Genomic DNA, 17790 nt, shown 5'->3' with positions numbered 1-17790 from the left:
TGTATAAGCTATTAAACCGTTTGGGCAGCGCTTTGAGCGGCCTTTTTCATTTGCTCAGGATAGCCGTACGTGCCGTGTTCGGACAAGTCCAGACCGACAATTTCTTCTTCTTCCGTAACGCGCAGCCCCATAGTTGCTTTAATAATAGCAAGGATAATATAAGAAAGCACGAGCACGAAGATAAATGCTCCGAAAACGCCCAGCGCTTGCACACCCAATTGTCCAAGACCGCCGCCATACAGCAAACCCGCACCGCCTACGCCAACTTTGGCCGCAAGCTCAGGTGTTGCAAAAATGCCTGTGGACAATGTGCCCCAAATACCGGCGATACCGTGTACGGAGAAGGCATATACCGGATCGTCAAGCCCTGCTTTCTCAAACCATTGCGCTGTAAAAAAGGTGATGATACCTGAAATTGCGCCGATAATAACCGCATCGCGTGGCGTTACGAATGCGCAAGCAGCCGTGATGGCAACCAGTGCCGCCAGAACGCCGTTCAGCATGCTGGGAATGTCCGCTTTGCCGAAATACATCCAAGAAACAATCATCGCTGCAACAGCTCCCGCGGCTGCCGCTAGGTTGGTTGTCAATGCGATATATCCGAAGAACCCGTCGCCCATCGCGCTGAGCGTACTACCCGGGTTGAATCCGAACCAGCCGATCCATAAGATGATAACGCCTAGGACGGAATATACTTGGTTGTGGCCGGGAATCAGGTTTGGCGTCTTATCTTTATTGAATTTGCCGATACGAGGTTTAAGCAACAATGTAGCAACAAGCGCCGCGGTCGCACCTTGCAAGTGAACGACCGTAGAACCCGCGAAATCCTGCATGCCCAGTTTGGCCAGCCAGCCGCCGCCCCACACCCAGTGAGCAACGATCGGGTAAATCAATACAGTGAACAAAATGCCGAAGATGAAGTAAACCGGAAGTTTGCCTCTTTCTGCAAAACCGCCCCATGCGATTGCCAAGGATACGCCGGCAAACGCCAATTGGAACAAAAATTTGATGCTGATCGGAACATCGGAGCCGGACAACGCGCCGAAAGCGGCTTTCGCTTGCTCTTCAGAGCCGTCTACAAAAAATCCGGTCGTTCCCAGAAAGCCGTTGCCCCCATCGTCGCCAAAGGCGAGACCAAAGCCGATTGCCCAAAAAGCGATAGCACATAATCCGAAAGTGAGTACAGTTTTACCGGCGACGTGGCCCGCGTTTTTCATTCTTGTGGAACCCGCTTCCAGCAGCGCAAAACCGGCCTGCATGAAAATGACGAGTATCGCAGCGAGCATGACCCACACGGCATCGATAGCTCCTTGCAGTTGAGCCGGTGTTGCATCATCCGCTGCGAAAGCAAACGAGGCAGGGACTAGCATTGAAGTAATGCCTAAACTTAACAAAAACTTCTTCAACATGGCGACCACATCCTTAATGTTAATTTATATAACATATAATGAAACTCATATTGTCATTATATACAGCTTTTTCTTGTTTGACAATAGATTTTTCGTTAAGAAATTGAAAAATACGAAAAATAACCTGACATAAGCCACCCATAATTCGGTTTTTAAATATAATAGATGCTAGATTAATACGGACATGTAATATATTCTCCCCTTACATTTCAATCTCTTCATTATATATAAGCGCAAAAAGCATAACGTTTGACTGTATGGTTTGATTTCAGTATCATAAAATTAGCAGACAAAAGAGTATCTATAATAAATAGAGGGGTGAAATCGGATGGGGATATGAAACTGTACCGCATTGGGGAGTTAGCGAGGCTTTCAGAAGTTAATCCGCGAACGATCGACTATTATACGAAGCTGGGACTTATCGAGCCGGAAACAAGGTCCGGAACAAATTATCGATTATACAGCGATGAAACCTTAACGCGCTTGAAACGTATTGAATTATTGAAAAGGGAGAAATATACCCTGGAGGAAATCAAGATGAGCCTGTCGCAGTGGAGCAGGATGAGTCAGGATGAATTCACGGCAAATAAGCTAACATCGCTGCAAATCCATCTTCAGCAGTTAGAAAAAGAAGCCAAAGAAATCAGCCCGCTCCTGGATCAGCTGAAACCGTCGCAAGCCAAACGGTTTCATAAGATGCTCACACCGTCCATGGCCGCTTGCATCGAGGCTTTACTGCTCCTTCTTGGCAAAGGTCCCTTAGGATAATTTTGAAACGGAGGAAAAGCATATGTTTTTTCATCCCATGGACATTTTGATTCTCATTGCCTTTGGACTTTCATTGTGGGCTTCATTTCGGGTCAAAGGAACGTTTAACAAGTGGTCGGAGGTTCCGGTCGCATCGGGCATGACCGGTTACGAAGCCGCACGCAGGATGCTGGACGCCAACGGATTATACGACGTCCCGGTAGAGCCGGTGCAGGGCAGACTGACCGACCATTACGATCCGGTTCAGCGCGTTGTCCGCTTGTCGGAGCCGGTGTACTACGAAAGCTCCATCTCCGCCGTGTCGGTGGCATGCCACGAGGTCGGCCATGCTATCCAGCATAAGGTGCATTATCCGATGCTGGTGCTGCGGCACAATATGTTCCCTGTCGTCAATTTCGCTTCAGGCGTAGCGCCGCTGATGATTTTGGCGGGATTGTTTTTCCAGCAGTTCAACTTCTTGTTGGGTCTTGGCATCATCTTTTTCTCCGCAGCGGTTGCTTTCCAAGTCGTAACGTTGCCTGTCGAGTTTAACGCCAGCAGCAGAGCGCGCGAATTGATGGTAGCCGAAGGCTACATCTCCAACGAGGAGGAGCGCGGGGTTGCCAAGGTATTGAACGCCGCGGCGCTCACCTATGTAGCGGCTGCGCTGATTTCCATACTTGAGCTGCTCAAATATGTGATGATTTTCAACAACCGCAACAACGATTGACAATCGCAAAAACAGCAACCCCCAGCGGATGGAAGCTCATTTGCTGGGGGTTCTTTTAAATTACATAGAAGAAAGCGAGCACACCATGAAGCCTCATTCACTTTACATCGAATTTGACCGCAACGACTGGTCCGCACTGCGGGATCATACGCCGCTGCCCATGACGGAAGCGGAACTGGAGCATTTGAAAGGGTTAAACGAGCAAGTGTCCATCCAAGAAGTTGAGCAGATGTATTTGCCTTTGACCCGCTTGATCCACTTATATGTGGAAGCCTCCAGACGGCTGCATCTCGCCTCCACCGCATTTCACGGCAAACAAACGCAGAAGGTGCCTTATATTATCGGTATTGCAGGAAGCGTCGCCGTCGGCAAAAGCACGACTTCGCGGCTGCTTCAGTCTTTGCTGTCCAGATGGGACGGCCACCGAAACGTCGACCTCGTAACGACCGACGGATTTTTGTATCCGAATCGGGTTTTGGAGGAACGGGGAATGATGAACAAAAAAGGTTTCCCGGAAAGTTATGATATCAAGAAGCTGCTGAAATTCATAGCGACCGTCAAATCCGGCGCCGCCGAAGCCCATGCACCCGTTTATTCGCATTTGTATTACGATATTCTGCAAGATGAGGTTCAAGTTGTAAGGAATCCTGACATTCTAATCCTCGAAGGCATTAATGTGCTGCAGGTGAATAAAGAAGCTCAAATATTTGTGAGCGATTTCTTTGACTTCTCGATTTTTGTGGATGCGCAAGAACGCGATATCGAACAGTGGTACATCGAAAGGTTTCTTATGCTGCGGGATACCGCTTTTCGCAACCCAACTTCCTATTTCCATAAATACGGCAGCTTAACCAAAGAAGAAGCCGTACAAACGGCAACCCGAATATGGAAGGAAATCAACTCCCGGAACTTATCGGAGAACATCCTGCCGACCAAGGGGCGGGCACAGCTCATTTTACGCAAAGACGCCGACCACAGCATACGGAACATTTATTTAAGAAAGCTGTAGAGAGAGTGTTCTCATAATTTGACTCGGGAGCATGCACTAAACGCAATCAAGACCGCTTCATTCAAAACAAAGCGGCCTTGGTTCGCGTTGCAAAAACTTCATCGCTGTCTGCATTTTCACAACTTCCCCCGGCTCCTGCTGCGAGCTGAGCCAAACGATGTCGGCGTTGCCCGAACCGGTTCCGCCCGGCATCCCTTCCGCTCCCAGCACTTGCTTCAGCCGTTTCACCGTGCCCGCACTGCCGTCCATAATCGTGACATGACTGGGAAGCAACCGGCGGAAATGCTCCCGGTAAAACGGAAAATGCGTGCAGCCCAGCACAATCGCCCCGTATTCGTTCATATTGAAAGCCGCGAGTTTATCCCGCAAGTACGGAATAATGATTTCATCGTCAAACTGCAGCCGCTCGCAATACTGCACCAGCTCCGGAAGCGGCAGCGAATCGACCAGATGGTCCTCGTCGATTTTGGCGACAAGCTCCTGAAACTTCGCTTCGCGCAATGTCAGCGGCGTTGCCGTCACCAGCACGCGCCGCTTATCGGCCCGGCTTGTTTCTACAGCAGGTTTAACTGCCGGCTCCATCCCGATGATCGGAAATTCGTAGGTTTCCCTCAGCTCCTTAACCGCAATGCTGGTTGCCGTGTTGCAGGCGATCACAAGCGCCTTCACATCGTATCGGCGCAGCGACTCCACCGCTTCAAATATATATTGTTTCACTTCATGTTTAGGCTTTGTGCCGTAAGGAACATGAAGCGTGTCGGCATAATAGACAAAACGTTCGTTCGGAAGCAGCCGCACCGCTTCATTCAACACCGTCAATCCGCCAAGCCCGGAATCAAAAACGGCAATTCTCATATTATCACCTTACATTGTATTGATCTTCTGCAAACTGGCCTTGCCCCATATCGCCGCTTCGCATCCAGACGGGCGCCCCGATCGCGCGAAACAGTCCGATAGCGTCTTCATAACCTCTTTCGATATGTTCCACACCGGAAATGACCGTTTCCCCTTCAGCCGCCAGTCCGGCCAAAATAAGACAGGTGCCGGCGCGCACATCGGTAGCGTGCACTTGCGCCCCCCGCAAAGGCCGGCCGCCGCGGATCAGCGCGCTATCCTTGCGGATTTCGATATCCGCTCCCATACGGTTGAGCTGCAGCACGTGATTGTACCGTTTCGGGTACACCCGGTCGGTCACGATGCTTTTGCCGGGGATTTGCGTGAGCAGCGCCGTCAGCGGCTGCTGCAAATCCGTAGCGAAGCCGGGATACATATCGGTGCTGACCCGGCTTGGCTTCAGCCGGGATGCCCCGTATGCGGTGATGCTTTGCTCGCCGCATTCGATCTGGAGCCCGATTTCCTTCAATTTGGCGATACAAGCTTCCAAATGCTCCGGAATCACATCCGCCACCGTAACCGTTCCTCCGGTAATGCCCGCCGACATCAGAAATGCGCCGGCAATCAGCCGGTCCGGGATGACCTGATAACGGACCCCGGATAAATACGGAACACCTTCGATACGAATTGTCTCCGTGCCCGCTCCGTATACTTTTGCCCCCATCTGATTCAACAAGTTTGCCGTATCGACAACCTCAGGGTCTCTCGCCGCATTGCGCAAATAGGTGCGGCCCCTGGCTTTCACGGCTGCCAGCATGGCATTAATGGTGCCCCCGGACGTGATCGTATCGAAATAAATATCCGCACCGGTCAACTGCTTGGCCGACACCACATAATGGTCCGTATAAAAAGTGAATTCGGCGCCAAGCGCCCTGAGCGCTTTCACATGCTGGTCTATCGGTCTGGAGCTGAAATCATCGCCGCCCGGAAATCCGATCGTCACCTTCCCGAACCCGGCAAGCAATGCTCCGATAAAGTAATAGGAAGCGCGGTATGCGGAAGATAAGCCCGGATCGATAACCGAATTGTATATGTATCGCGGATCGATCAAGATATCCCCTGAACTGTCGCGTTCCATGTGAAGTCCGATATCTTTGCCGATTTGCGTAATGATGCGGAAATCGTAAATATCGGGAACCCCTTCCAGCACAACTTGCGAATCAGCAAGACACGTAGCCGCAAGCAGCGCAAGCGAACTGTTTTTGGAGCCGGGAATCGTGACTGTGCCGTTTAGCGGTCCCGACGTTGCTACATGGATCGTTTTTGCATTCATAAGCGCCCCTCAATCTTTCTCCAAAATGTACCCGCTGCCGCGGACAGCGCTGATGATGAAGGAATGCTTGCCGTATTTTTTGCGGATACGGTAGACCAGCGCGTTCAATTCATCGATGCTGACATCGGGAGCGCCGTCCGGTCCGGCGCTGCGTTCAGGCCACACATTCCTTTTGATATCTTCTACCGGCACCAGTTGGTTGGCGTTATCGAACAGCACCTTCATAAGGCTGTATTCTTTCTCGGACATCGTAATTTTCTTGCCTTCTACGATGCATTCCCTTTTCTCCCAATGGATCACAATCGGCTCTTCTATCGCATGCAGCCGCTCTGTATTCAGCATCGGCTCGAACTCAAGCGTCTGGTCTTCAAATATATAAGAAAAATGGATAACAATCATGCCCTTAGCCAATTTGATGATGTCCGACGATTGCAGGCGGTATGGCGTATTCTCCGGCAACCGATTGCCGTTGACCTCCGTACCGTGCCGGCTCCCCATATCGTAAAGAACCGCTCGCCCTTGTTCTTTGCGGATCATAAAATGTTTGCGGGATATAAACGCATTGCTAAATGATATATCCGGTGAAGAATGTTTGGATGAACGTCCGGCAACGGTTTCCTCCGCCGATAGATTGACGCAGGTGCCCGGTCGGTATGGCTCTCCCCTGATTATGTAAAGACAAGCAAACGTCTCCAAGCCGATACCTCCATCCTTCCAAACCCCGATTGTTCTAAATAAATGTTACCTCCCCATAATACCTCATCTTAACCATAAACAAAATGATTCAACAGTCACAACAGACTGACGCCCCGCCAATGACCAAGTAACAACAAAAAAAGCTGCTCCGGAGGCAGCTATATCGTTCTGGCAATCGTGATATTCATTTGTTTCTGCAAATCGATTTCATAAGCGGAATATACGGGGTGGCCGCCCGGTTCCTGGATGATTCTAACAATCGGTCTATGCGAGGCGGACGCATTCAGCGCCGTTACAACTCCGATTTGCCCGGTATTTAATTGCACGGTCGTAGCGATCGGATATACGGCAATATGGCTGCAAAAAATTTTGATCAGCTCGACATTAAACCATTGGTTGCCGTTGGCGTAAAGAAATTCGATCGCTTCACCCGGAGAATATCCGATACGGTAAGGACGCGGCGAAGTCAGCGCATCGTATACATCGGCAATGGCTACGATTTGGGCATACTCGTGAATTTCGTCCTGCTTGAGCCCACGCGGATAACCGGTACCGTCATAGCGCTCGTGATGCTGCAGCGCGCAATGCGCGGACAATAACGAGACATCAAACTGCTTGCGCAGCAAATTGAAGCCCTCTTCCGTATGTTTCTTGATCCGCTCCCGCTGCTCTCCGGTAAAATCGGTATTTTTCTGCCACAGCTCATCGGGAAACACCGTCATTCCGATATCAAACAACAGGGCCCCTACGCCAAGCTCAGTGAGTTGAATGCGATTATAACCTTTGGCCATGCCCATAATTCCTGCCAGGATCCCGACATTGACGGAATGATGAAACAAATATCCCTCTTTGACATGCAGGTTGGACAAGCTAACCATGAGTCCCCTGTTGCTGGTCAAGTCAGTTAATATTTCAGAAAATATTTTCTGATAAGTAAGGCCCATATCTTTAGAAATCGCTTTATTCTTGACACTAGGGGAGGATGTGAGATCAACCATAGTTTTATAGACGGTTTCGATTGCTTTTTTTCTAGTTTCGTCCCTGACAATTTCCTCCGGAAAAATATCAGTCGTATGTCGATCCTCTAAGAAGAGGTAATCTACGCCATAAGATTGCAGGCGCTCAATGTACCGGTCTGTCAGTTTCACTCCAACCCCGATCAAGTTGGAGCCATTCGCAGATAAGACCGGTCTGGCAAGGACATCTCCTTGCTTGGCGAAGCTAATATGAACCTTTCTCACTGGAATCCCCCCTTCTGCCGGGTAGACATTATTCATCGTAGTACCAAAGGACTAACCATATTATATTAAAAAATATCTAAAGAAATTGTAGAATCTTGTCGTTTAAAATTATTTTTCAATATTTTTTCTAAAAAAAACTTCAAATCAGGCCCCTTTTTAAGCGGCATAAGCGCTTAATCAAGGTACAAAGTAAAGAAATAAAACTAAGGACTTTAAAATGTTTTAATAAAATTAATTTGAATTAAACAGGAATTTCCGATTCGACGTCGAACTATGGCGAATGAGGTGACAAAATTGAAAAAAAGAAAGTTCAAGGAATTGACCAGTACGATCCATCTGCACACCGCCGCAATTAATCAAACACCCGTTCTTGCTTTTCATGGAAGCGAGTTGGTAGGCAGCGGAATCATAATGGAAATTACGAATGAAGCGATCAAAATTAACGATCACTATTACTTCAGGGAAATATGCAGATTTGTTTATGCCAAGGCATGACGTAAAAACAGCCTCCAAGCGTACAGCTTAAGGAGGCTGTTTTTTTGAAAACCAAATAAGGCAGTCCGGAGTCAGATTAGAAATGGACGGCTGTATGATGAAGCGTTTCGGCGGAGGATGTTACTTTTTCCGAAGCTGCACTAATTTCGCCAATCGATTTGACCAGCATCGCCACCTCGCTTTCGACCCGCTTGATTCTGCTGATGCTGTGGTCCGTCGACTCGACGATCGCTTGGAAAACCTGCTTGGTGTCTATTGCAATCTGCTTGCCGTTCTCAACGGAGGTTTTGACGGCGCATACTTTCTGAACGGCGTCCTGAAGCAGCTGCGCCGATCCGGCCATATTGCTGGAGATCGCCGCTATCGACTTCTTTGTCTGCACCGACAGCTTGCGCACTTCATCGGCTACCACCGAAAAACCTCTTCCCTCGTCCCCGGCTCTGGCCGCTTCGATCGCCGCATTTAATGAAAGCAAGTTGGTTTGATCGGCAAGCTCGCGGACCATTTGAACGATCTGCGAAATGTTAGCGGAGTAGCTTTCCAACTGAAGCAGCGATTGCTCCATCTCCACGGCTTTGTTGAATATCGTGGCAATTTGCGCTTCCAATGCGTTAATGTGGGCGGCGCCGCCATGCGAGAATTGCTGCACCCGCTCCGAGTTTAAGGTTGTGGCTTGGACGGAGCCGTTCACTTCGTTGCTGCTGGCCAGCAGTTCCTGTATCGAGGCGGCCGTTTGTTCGGTAAGCGCGGCAAGCTCTGCACTGACGCCGTAAATGCTCGCTTTAACCTCGGCTTTTATTTTATCGTATTGAGCGTTGACTTTACCCAAATATTGTTTCTCGTAGGCTTCCAGCACAAGCTGCTGTTCAAAATTAAGCAGCTTGGTAACGGCCAGGCTAATCTCCATATATTCATTGCGGGGCACGTTATCGTGCAATACGCGCAGAATCGCATTTTGCAGATTCTGAAAGGCGCCGATGTACCATTTCGGCTCCAGTCCGACCTTAACGTGAACCTCCGCGATGATCGTTCTCTTCGCAATAAACGATTCGTCCACGACCCCATCGAACATCTCCAGCACATGTTTCTTCAGCGTGCTGATCAGACGATCTACCGTGCTGTGTCCTACAATAATGGAGTTAAGCTCTTTCACTTGCAGCACCTTGACGTAAAAGGTGCCGGCGATCTCTTCAATATGCTGCTCAATAAGGGGCTTGACGCTGCGGATATAGGCCAGATCGGCTACAGTCAAATCGATCATCCGAATCTGATTGACCGTGTCCTCTCCGCTCACTTCCATTTTCACCAGACCGTAGTCGAAAGCGCCAGGCTTTCTTGCGGCTTCGCTTTCCGTCCCGGAATATAGCTTGGCAAACCAACGTTTCATTCCTAGCTGACCTCCGCATTTTGTTTATTCCATATATCCGAACCCGCCATGTCCCGCCGCGAAGCCTGTCCATTGTGTCATGTCAGCGCCCAGATACACTCATTAAAACAAAACCAGGAGGTAATTCCTATGATTATAGTCACATTATTCCAATATGCCTAGGTATTCATTACTTCATTTCTTTAATAAATTCCAGCAAAAAACGCTGGAACACTTCAGCCACAAGCGGAAGTTTTTCGCCGGAACGATGAATCAATCCGACGCTGCGTGTGACTTGCGGCTCCACAACACGAACTCTTGCCGGATGCAGCTGGCTGATCTCGGTTAACGCCATCTCCGGCAGCAGACTGACTCCCATCCCCGCGGCCACCAAACCGCGAATCGTATCGGTTTCTTCACCTTCAAAATCGATCTTGGGGGTAAATCCGGCGCTTGAGCAAGCGTCCAGCACGATCGTCCGCAGCGAATACTCATCGCTGAACATGACAAACGGCTCATCTTTTAATTGATTCAGCTTAATCGACTCCAGTTGCGCGAGAGGATGCCCTACCGGCAAGATGGCATAAAGCTCCTCCTGCAACAGCAGCTCCCCGGTCACATGATCGTGTTTTTCAGGAAAAGGAGAAATAAAGGCCAGGTCGATCTCGCCTTTCATCACGTCGCGGATCAAGCTGTTAAACGTGCCTTGCCGTAGGCGGAATTTGACACCCGGATGGCTTTTGCGGAAATGCGCGACAACCGTCGGCAGAAAATAAATGCCGAGACTGTGAGGAAAGCCGACTCTGATTTCGCCGGCTTCCGGATCCATGAACTCATGCACTTCGTTGACCGCGCGATCCAGCGAAGCCAATATTTCTTCCACTCTGTTTAAAAACAGCTTGCCGACAGGCGTCAGCTGCAGCTTGCGTCCCTTTTGCACGAACAGCTGTACGCCCAATTCTTCTTCCAGTTGATGGATTTGCCGGCTAACCGCCGATTGGGCGATATGCAGCTCCTCCGAAGCTTGCGTGACGTGCTGTTTTTTTGCCACTTTCGCAAAATATTGAAGCTGTCGCAGTTCCAAACACAAAAACCTCCAACCTAATCTGTAAATACGTACTTGTCATTTGCAATATTTCATAAGCAAGCGGCTGCAAGAACGTTAGCGGTTAACCCCGAATCCGCAGTCTCATCATGCAGAATAAAATAAATCCCCCGACAAAACCGCCCAGATGCCCGTAATAATTAATTTGCGGCATAAAGATGGAATACACGACCCCAATGCCCACAACAATATAAATTGTTTTGCGTGAGGACGGATCAAGCATCTGCCTGCGAAACAGCCCCAGAAAAATATAAGCCGCGTAAACGCCGTAAATCGCCCCAGAAGCGCCTGCAGACAGCAGCACCTTCTGCGATAGCAGCACACTCGCTACGTTGCCTAGAAAGCCGCTTCCGAGGTATAACAGCGTATATTGCGCTTTACCCAGGAGCCGCTCCAACGGAGGCGCAAATACGAGCACCGAAAACATATTAAACAACAGATGGTCAAACCCGATATGCAAAAAGCAGGAAGCGATATACCGCCAATATTCGGAAATAAACGGCGGATCATTGACAAGGGCCCCGAACCGGAGCAGCGTCTCCTGGTTCTGAGAACCGCCAAGCAGCGTCATCGCGATGAACAAGCCTATGTTAACCGTCAAGATCAGCGAAGTAATCGGATAAAGCCGGATGTAATCCGAAAATTTTTCATTCCGCAAAAATAACAAGGGGGATTCTCCTTTGGTCATGGCATTGGACTTTTTCCTTTTATACAGTTTATAATAAGTTGTGGTGAAATACCAATTATACCTATTTTCAAGGAGGACAACCAATCATGGCGCAAGAGCGTACTGGTGTTGCAACTTTTAAAGGAAATCCGCTTACCCTCGTAGGACCGGAGTTGAAGGCAGGAGACAAGGCTCCAGATTTCAAGCTTAACGCCAACCTGCTGGAGCAAGTATCGCTGGCTAATTATGCCGGCAAAGTAAAGCTGATCAGCGTTGTTCCTTCGCTTGATACCGGCGTATGCGATGCGCAAACCCGCCGTTTTAACGAAGAAGCTTCCAAGCTCGGCGAAAATGTAGTTGTTCTGACTGTCAGCGTGGATCTTCCTTTCGCTCAAGCCCGCTGGTGCGGCGCTGCCGGCGTCGACAGAGTTGTTACTTTGTCCGACTACAAGGACCGTAACTTCGGACAAGCTTACGGCGTGCTGATCAATGAATTCCAGCTTGATTTCCGTGCTATCTTTGTCGTCGACGCTAACGATACGATCCAATATGTAGAATACTTAAAAGAAATGACGGAGCACCCGAATTACGAAGCGGCTGTTGAAGCTGTTAAGAAATTGGTGTAACGCGTACTTAGGAAAAAACAGCGAGGCGCAATGCGACCTCGCTGTTTTTATGTTCATTATCGGGAAGTTCATGCAGATGAATCGTCCAGCGCCCCATCCCGCGGTTAGTAGGAATCTTTATACGCCGCGAGCTTCTTGTCAAGCTGATTGTAAATCTCCAAGATCGTACGGTAATTGGAGCCAAGGTCTCCGAGCGAGCCGCGTGAAGCCGAATAAATATCAACGGAGGTCTTCACAGGATTGATGGATATGATCGTCACCGTGATGTCCTGAATCCGCCCGGTAATCGTCCGTTTCTCCAGCACGATCTCTCCGACGTTCTTCACTTCATGAAGCAGCTTGTAGCCTTTCATTTTCTTAAACATGCTCACGACTTCGTCCCATACCTGGTCTCTGGAGAGTTTGTAATTGCGAGTCTTTAAAGCAGGATCTTTCGCCTTTTCGCCCGTGGTGTCATGGCTGCGAATTAAGCCGATCAAGATTCTCTTTAACAAAAGCTTGTTCCCCCTTCAAAGAAGTGCACCGATGCTTATCCCTAATACTCTGTTTTATATTACCACTCTTTCTATGGAAGAGAAAGAAGGAATTCATCGTTTTATTCCGAATATATAATTTACAGTTTAAGTTCAATGATTAAACTAAGTTTGAAAGATCATATGACGGGGTGACGGCGATGGATTATTTTTTGGGCATTGATTTGGGAACTTCAGCGGTAAAATGCATTTTGGTGGATGCCGAAGGGAACGTCACGGCAAGTGGAAGCGCTGAATATCCTCTGCTCCAGCCGCAGCCGGGTTGGGCTGAGCAGCATCCGGAAGATTGGTGGAACGGCTCCTTGAACTGCATCCGCCAGCTTCTGCTTGAATCGAAAGTGGACGGACATCTGGTGAAAGGCATCGGACTGTCCGGTCAAATGCACGGCGCCGTTCTTCTCGACGAACAGTTAAGCGTTGTGCGTCCGGCCATGCTTTGGTGCGATCAGCGGACCGGAGCGGAATGCGAATGGATTGAAGCGACCATTGGACGCGACCGGCTCGGTCAATTGACCGGGAACCGGGCTTTAACCGGTTTTACGGCGCCCAAACTCATCTGGATGCGCAATCATGAGCCGGAGCTCTACGCCAAGGTTGCCCATCTTATGCTGCCTAAAGATTATGTGCGGCTTCAATTAACCGGCGCTTTCGGCATGGATATGGCCGATGCCAGCGGTACGCTGCTGCTTGATGTAGCCGGGCGCCGCTGGTCGCAAGATGTCGCCGAACAACTTGGCATTCCGCTCGGCTGGCTGCCTCCGCTGTTCGAGAGCACCGATATCGCCGGCCATTTGACGGCAGAAGCGGCAAAACTTACAGGACTTGCCGCAGGAACCCCGGTTGTTGCCGGAGGCGGCGATCAGGCCTGCGGCGCTGTCGGCGTCGGCGTCGTGAAGCAAGGCATCGCTTCCGTCGCCTTAGGCACCTCCGGCGTCGTATTTGTCCATGACGACAGCTATCAGCCGGAACCGGAGTGCCGGCTTCACGCTTTTTGCCACGGGGTACCCGGCAAATGGCACCGTATGGGCGTCATGCTGGCCGCTGGAGGCTCCTTTCAGTGGTGGAAGAACCATTTTGCTTATGAAGAGCTGGAGCAAGCGCGCAACTCGGGACGCGACGTATATGAGTTCTTGACGGCTTTGGCGGAAACCGCCCCGCTCGGCAGCGAAGGTTTGCTGTTCCTGCCTTATTTGACCGGTGAGCGAACCCCCCATCCCGATCCGAAGGCGCGCGGCGGGTTTATCGGCTTGAATCTGCGCCACGGCAAAGCCCACTTGACCCGCGCCGTTCTGGAAGGCATTACCTTTGGGCTGCGCGACTCGCTCGAGCTGATGAAAGCGTCCGGCATCGAAATTACCGAACTTCGAGTGAACGGAGGCGGCGCGCGCAGCCTCTTCTGGCGGCAGATGATCGCTGATATTTTCGGTTATCCCGTCGTCACCGTCAATTCTACGGACGGACCGGCTTACGGCGCCGCTGTAATGGCCGCTTCCGGCGTCTTAAACCGCAGCGTGGACAGCTTATGCGGAGAATGGATTCAGGTCGTCGACCGTGTGGAGCCGGACGCCGGACGCCACGAGCAATACAACCGGTATTATGCGATATACCGCTCGTTGTACGACACATTAAAAAACACCTTCCACGAGCTAAGCGATCTTGTCCAAAAATAAATTCAAACGCAAAAAACGCTCTCGGCCTGCCATATTGGCGAGCTAAGAGCGTTTTGCTTGTAAAAAGGGTACAAAAAAACCCGCATATGCCGTCCGATTTTGCGTTTCAAACCCGCTCTCGCAGGTGGGTGTCCGCACCGGCGCTTTTGAAGTCCCTTTTCGAGGGCATGTCAGCCGCGCAGGAATGTAGGTCTCCCTAGAAACAGTCATTGGTTCAAAACGACATAGAAATCGAAACGTACATCGCAGGATTTAATTGTTCAATTGGCAAGCCGCATTTGTGAAAATGTTGCCGCCATTTGATTTATCTTTATTATAGAGTGTATCGCGGCGAAAGTAAATGTTTCGCCTGCAATACTTGTTGCCATGGAAAGGCTGTTACCATTTGGCTTTTTTATTATGCCCGGCCATCGTTTTTTTCATTCTTTGAGTTGGCATCGCCATCAGGGCCGGGTTCGGCCGGTTTTCCGTCGGGAAGCGCCTCTCTTTGCAGCGGCTCGTCCGCATCGGGAGCGCCTTGCAGCTGAGAGTCCCCGGAATCGGAGTCGTCTTTTTTCCCCGCTGCCGCCTTCTCTTCCGCTTCCTCAGCCCATTTCTGCTGCTTTTCTTGGATTTTGGCAAAAATAAAGTTGAAATTCCAGAATGAAACGACCGCCATTAATGATCCCATGAAAAATGGAATTAAAAATGTGAACTTTAGAAAACTAATGTACAAAATAATACCGTTTGCCACCAGCATAAAGATGGAGCGGATCGGATTACCAATCGAAATCAGAATCGAATTTTTAATGATTTGGAACAACTTCATATGAAGATGCACCGTGATGGAGAAGAAATGGAACATGGAAACCGATAAAATGACCGAAAGCGACAGCACCAAAAACTTAAGAACGCCGATCGTCGACGTTTGCGAACCGTAAAATCTTAAGTTTGTATATAAGATGGCGCCGATCAATACATAAATCAGTCCACCCAGCATGCTTTGCACATAATTTTCTTTATAGCCGCGAAAAAACGTTTTCAAAAGCGGCGCGTCTTCTTCGCCCGTCAGCCATTTGCGCACGACAGCAAACATTGCGGTTGTCGCGGGAAATAACGTAAACGGCGAAACTGCGGCAATCAGCACAAGCGTGGACATCAATTGGTCGACGCTCTCCGATTGGAGTGTCATCAGCAGCAGTAAAAATACCGGTATGGAGCAAATAACCCATAAAACATTGATGACGGAAAGCCGCATAATCCATTCCGATATACGGTAAAAACCGCCCATAACTCCTTTAAACTCCAACTTGGACAACCTCCTACATAGTTTCCGACCTTAAGCTTGCAATGGATTTGACGTATTATGTCGATCTTTTTTCATTATAGCCTATTTTGATACGTTTAGGTAGACGTCTAATCCAAAGAGGCTGATGTACATATGTTATATTATCCCCCCGGAACAACAGACTATTTAAAACAAAGGAGGATGTACACATGTCTAACTTTGGATATGGAGCTTGGACTTCTACAGGCAGTATTCTTGTATTGTTCATACTGCTTGTTATCGTCACCAGCGCGTTCATTCTGTAATTTCAAATATGTATGCAAAAAGGTGAAGCTGCAAAGCTTCACCTTTTTGCTTTAGGTAACAGGAGGGGCCAAAGCGACCCCTATGCGTTTAAATTAGCTGCGGACCAAGTTCTCGCCGTGCTCTTCGGAACGCGCATAGCTGCGGCCTTCCGAGCTTCTAGGACGGGATTTGTAATCGCGGTCCTTGTTGTCGCTGCGTTGAAAATCGCGGCTGTCTTTACGCGGGCCGCGGGAACCGTTGCGATCACGGTCGCCGTAACCGCCGCGGCGTTGTCCGCCGTAGGAGCTGCCGCCTTGCGAACCGCTGCCGCCGCCGTAGCTGCCGCCCACTTTGCGTCCGGAGCTGCGTACATCCACCCGGCGTTTCTTAGCGCGGAGCGGTTCTTCCGGCGTCAAGTCGATCTGAACGTCCTTCTTGTCTCCGCCGGTCAGCAATTTGAGCGCAGCGGCGAGCAAGTGCACGGAATCGTATTGTTCAAGGAGCTGGATAGCAGTTCCTTTAAATTCGTTGTGTTCTTCTTTTTGCACTACTTCCAGTACCCGCTCCGCAGTCAGCTTCTGCTTGCCTTCAATAGCTTCAGCCAGACTTGGCATCGGCTTGCGGGCGATTTTTTGGCGAGTCACTTTCTCGATGAAGTACAAATGGTCGATCTCTCTAGGCGTTACGAACGTCCATGCCGTACCTTCCTTGCCTGCGCGGCCCGTTCTGCCGATCCGGTGAACGTAACTCTCAGGATCTTGCGGAAGGTCGAAGTTGATAACGTGAGATACACCCGATACGTCGAGGCCTCTTGCCGCCACGTCGGTAGCTACAAGCACGTCGATGCTGTTATCGCGGAATTTGCGCATCACATTGTCACGTTGATTTTGCGAAAGGTCGCCGTGCAATCCTTCCGCGGAATAACCGCGTTTTTGCAGCGCTTCAGCCAGTTCGTCTACGCGGCGTTTGGTACGGCCAAAAATAATCGCAAGATCCGGCGCTTCCATATCGATCAAACGGCAAAGCGCTTCGAATTTTTGACGTTCGTTCACTTCGATGTATGCTTGGTCGATAAGCGGCGCGCTGATTTGCTTCGGAATCACGGATACATGCTCCGGATTCGTCAAGAAACGGTCCGCCAGCTTGCGGATATTCGCAGGCATCGTGGCCGAGAACAGCATCGTTTGGCGTTCTGCCGGGCAGAGTTGGAGGATCGATTGGATATCGTCCAGGAAGCCCATGTCGAGCATTTCGTCCGCTTCGTCCAAAATGACGTTAGTCACATCGTCGAGTTTAATCGTTTTGCGGTTAATATGGTCAAGCAAACGGCCCGGCGTACCGATGATGATTTGCGGTTTTTTGCGCAGCGCGCGAATCTGCTTCACGATATCCTGTCCACCGTAAATCGGCAGCGATCTGATGCCTTTGAAACGGCCTAGCTTTTCGATTTCTTCGGCGACTTGGATAGCTAATTCGCGGGTAGGGCACATAATCAACGCAACGATTTTTTCTTCTTTGACATCGATTTTATTCACAAGCGGAATACCAAACGCCGCTGTTTTTCCTGTACCAGTTTGCGCCTGACCGATCAAGTCTCTGCCATCCATTGCGATAGGAATCGCCTTGTCCTGAATTGGCGTCGACTCTTCAAATCCCATTTCCGTAATGGCACGCAAAACTTTCGGCTCAAGGCCGAATTCGTAAAAAGTTTTCAAATGATTTCAATCTCCTTTTTCTTATGGGGTTCTCTTTATTTATACCCTTAAGTGCGACTCCT

General features: G+C 49.8%; 18 protein-coding genes and 1 other RNA gene. 7 read left to right on the top strand and 12 right to left on the bottom strand.

The genetic code is table 11. The features are described from left to right. Positions 1–11: 11 nt before the first annotated feature. Positions 12–1409: an ammonium transporter gene (locus EYB31_RS04345; protein WP_131012031.1), complete on the bottom strand. Its 1398-nt coding sequence runs from the start codon at positions 1407–1409 to the stop codon at positions 12–14. 336 nt (positions 1410–1745) lie between these two features. Between EYB31_RS04345 and EYB31_RS04340 the strand changes: the two genes are divergently transcribed. The 3 genes from EYB31_RS04340 to coaA all read left to right on the top strand — a co-directional run bounded on the left by EYB31_RS04340 (position 1746) and on the right by coaA (position 3895). Next, positions 1746–2177, top strand: a complete 432-nt coding sequence (locus EYB31_RS04340; protein ID WP_131012126.1) for a MerR family transcriptional regulator — start codon at positions 1746–1748, stop codon at positions 2175–2177. 22 nt (positions 2178–2199) lie between these two features. After that, positions 2200–2886 carry a zinc metallopeptidase gene (locus tag EYB31_RS04335; RefSeq protein WP_131012030.1) on the top strand — a complete coding sequence of 229 codons (687 nt, stop codon included), beginning with the start codon at positions 2200–2202 and terminating at the stop codon, positions 2884–2886. Between the two features lie 85 nt (positions 2887–2971). Next, entirely contained in the window at positions 2972–3895 is a 924-nt protein-coding gene (gene coaA, locus EYB31_RS04330) for a type I pantothenate kinase (protein WP_131012029.1), read from the top strand. A 57-nt stretch (positions 3896–3952) separates the two neighbouring features. Here the strand turns inward: coaA and murI are convergent, their stop codons facing one another. The 4 genes from murI to EYB31_RS04310 form a co-directional block, all read right to left on the bottom strand. Next, positions 3953–4750 carry a glutamate racemase gene (gene murI, locus EYB31_RS04325; protein WP_131012028.1) on the bottom strand — a complete coding sequence of 266 codons (798 nt, stop codon included), beginning with the start codon at positions 4748–4750 and terminating at the stop codon, positions 3953–3955. Between the two features lie 4 nt (positions 4751–4754). Continuing rightward, entirely contained in the window at positions 4755–6062 is a 1308-nt protein-coding gene (murA, locus tag EYB31_RS04320) for a UDP-N-acetylglucosamine 1-carboxyvinyltransferase (RefSeq protein WP_131012027.1), read from the bottom strand. A 9-nt stretch (positions 6063–6071) separates the two neighbouring features. Further along, positions 6072–6758, bottom strand: a complete 687-nt coding sequence (locus EYB31_RS04315) for an FHA domain-containing protein (protein ID WP_131012026.1) — start codon at positions 6756–6758, stop codon at positions 6072–6074. A gap of 158 nt (positions 6759–6916) precedes the next feature. Then, entirely contained in the window at positions 6917–7999 is a 1083-nt protein-coding gene (locus EYB31_RS04310; RefSeq protein ID WP_131012025.1) for an HD-GYP domain-containing protein, read from the bottom strand. Positions 8000–8293: 294 nt separating this feature from the next. On the opposite strand from EYB31_RS04310, the gene EYB31_RS04305 reads away from it, so the two are divergent. After that, positions 8294–8494 (top strand): hypothetical protein, encoded by a 201-nt coding sequence (locus EYB31_RS04305; RefSeq protein WP_131012024.1) that lies wholly within the window; start codon positions 8294–8296, stop codon positions 8492–8494. A gap of 76 nt (positions 8495–8570) precedes the next feature. Here EYB31_RS04305 and EYB31_RS04300 read toward each other — a convergent pair whose 3' ends face one another. From EYB31_RS04300 to EYB31_RS04290, 3 genes are all read right to left on the bottom strand, one after another. Beyond that, positions 8571–9881 carry a globin-coupled sensor protein gene (locus EYB31_RS04300; RefSeq protein ID WP_131012023.1) on the bottom strand — a complete coding sequence of 437 codons (1311 nt, stop codon included), beginning with the start codon at positions 9879–9881 and terminating at the stop codon, positions 8571–8573. Positions 9882–10050: 169 nt separating this feature from the next. Then, a complete protein-coding gene (gltC, locus tag EYB31_RS04295) occupies positions 10051–10944 on the bottom strand; it encodes a glutamate biosynthesis transcriptional regulator GltC (RefSeq protein ID WP_131012022.1) in 894 nt (297 codons plus the stop codon). 85 nt (positions 10945–11029) lie between these two features. Further along, positions 11030–11632 carry a rhomboid family intramembrane serine protease gene (locus tag EYB31_RS04290; protein WP_131012021.1) on the bottom strand — a complete coding sequence of 201 codons (603 nt, stop codon included), beginning with the start codon at positions 11630–11632 and terminating at the stop codon, positions 11030–11032. A 107-nt stretch (positions 11633–11739) separates the two neighbouring features. Between EYB31_RS04290 and tpx the strand changes: the two genes are divergently transcribed. Continuing rightward, positions 11740–12258: a thiol peroxidase gene (gene tpx / locus EYB31_RS04285; RefSeq protein WP_131012020.1), complete on the top strand. Its 519-nt coding sequence runs from the start codon at positions 11740–11742 to the stop codon at positions 12256–12258. Between the two features lie 104 nt (positions 12259–12362). Here the strand turns inward: tpx and EYB31_RS04280 are convergent, their stop codons facing one another. Continuing rightward, a complete protein-coding gene (locus EYB31_RS04280; protein WP_131012019.1) occupies positions 12363–12752 on the bottom strand; it encodes a DUF1499 domain-containing protein in 390 nt (129 codons plus the stop codon). A 179-nt stretch (positions 12753–12931) separates the two neighbouring features. On the opposite strand from EYB31_RS04280, the gene xylB reads away from it, so the two are divergent. Continuing rightward, complete coding sequence (gene xylB / locus EYB31_RS04275; RefSeq protein WP_131012018.1) at positions 12932–14461, top strand: xylulokinase; 1530 nt, start codon at positions 12932–12934, stop codon at positions 14459–14461. Positions 14462–14534: 73 nt separating this feature from the next. Here the strand turns inward: xylB and ssrS are convergent. Further along, a non-coding RNA gene (ssrS, locus tag EYB31_RS04270) (6S RNA) lies at positions 14535–14716 on the bottom strand. Between the two features lie 142 nt (positions 14717–14858). Beyond that, positions 14859–15749 (bottom strand): YesL family protein, encoded by an 891-nt coding sequence (locus tag EYB31_RS04265; protein WP_131012017.1) that lies wholly within the window; start codon positions 15747–15749, stop codon positions 14859–14861. A gap of 188 nt (positions 15750–15937) precedes the next feature. Here EYB31_RS04265 and EYB31_RS04260 point away from each other — a divergent pair, with 188 nt between their 5' ends. Beyond that, the gene (locus tag EYB31_RS04260) at positions 15938–16033 is read left to right on the top strand and encodes a dihydroorotate dehydrogenase (RefSeq protein ID WP_131012016.1); all 96 of its coding nucleotides are present in this window, start codon (positions 15938–15940) and stop codon (positions 16031–16033) included. A 93-nt stretch (positions 16034–16126) separates the two neighbouring features. On the opposite strand, the gene cshA is transcribed toward EYB31_RS04260, so the two are convergent. Further along, positions 16127–17728, bottom strand: a complete 1602-nt coding sequence (gene cshA / locus EYB31_RS04255) for a degradosome RNA helicase CshA (RefSeq protein WP_131012015.1) — start codon at positions 17726–17728, stop codon at positions 16127–16129. Positions 17729–17790: the final 62 nt, after the last annotated feature.

It is taken from the genome of Paenibacillus thalictri (assembly GCF_004307995.1).
Taxonomy (GTDB): domain Bacteria; phylum Bacillota; class Bacilli; order Paenibacillales; family NBRC-103111; genus Paenibacillus_AF; species Paenibacillus_AF thalictri.
Note: the sequence above shows the minus strand (reverse complement) of the source record. Positions and strands in the feature narration are given on the sequence as shown.

Bases quoted from the DNA above. Each gene is read 5' to 3' on its own strand.
- EYB31_RS04340 (WP_131012126.1), top strand. From the start codon at position 1,746: ATGAAACTGTACCGCATTGGGGAGTTAGCGAGGCTTTCAGAAGTTAAT.
- murI (WP_131012028.1), bottom strand. From the start codon at position 4,750: ATGAGAATTGCCGTTTTTGATTCCGGGCTTGGCGGATTGACGGTGTTG.
- EYB31_RS04345 (WP_131012031.1), bottom strand. From the start codon at position 1,409: ATGTTGAAGAAGTTTTTGTTAAGTTTAGGCATTACTTCAATGCTAGTC.
- EYB31_RS04300 (WP_131012023.1), bottom strand. From the start codon at position 9,881: ATGAAACGTTGGTTTGCCAAGCTATATTCCGGGACGGAAAGCGAAGCC.
- EYB31_RS04260 (WP_131012016.1), top strand. From the start codon at position 15,938: ATGTCTAACTTTGGATATGGAGCTTGGACTTCTACAGGCAGTATTCTT.
- EYB31_RS04335 (WP_131012030.1), top strand. From the start codon at position 2,200: ATGTTTTTTCATCCCATGGACATTTTGATTCTCATTGCCTTTGGACTT.
- murA (WP_131012027.1), bottom strand. From the start codon at position 6,062: ATGAATGCAAAAACGATCCATGTAGCAACGTCGGGACCGCTAAACGGC.
- tpx (WP_131012020.1), top strand. From the start codon at position 11,740: ATGGCGCAAGAGCGTACTGGTGTTGCAACTTTTAAAGGAAATCCGCTT.
- xylB (WP_131012018.1), top strand. From the start codon at position 12,932: ATGGATTATTTTTTGGGCATTGATTTGGGAACTTCAGCGGTAAAATGC.
- coaA (WP_131012029.1), top strand. From the start codon at position 2,972: ATGAAGCCTCATTCACTTTACATCGAATTTGACCGCAACGACTGGTCC.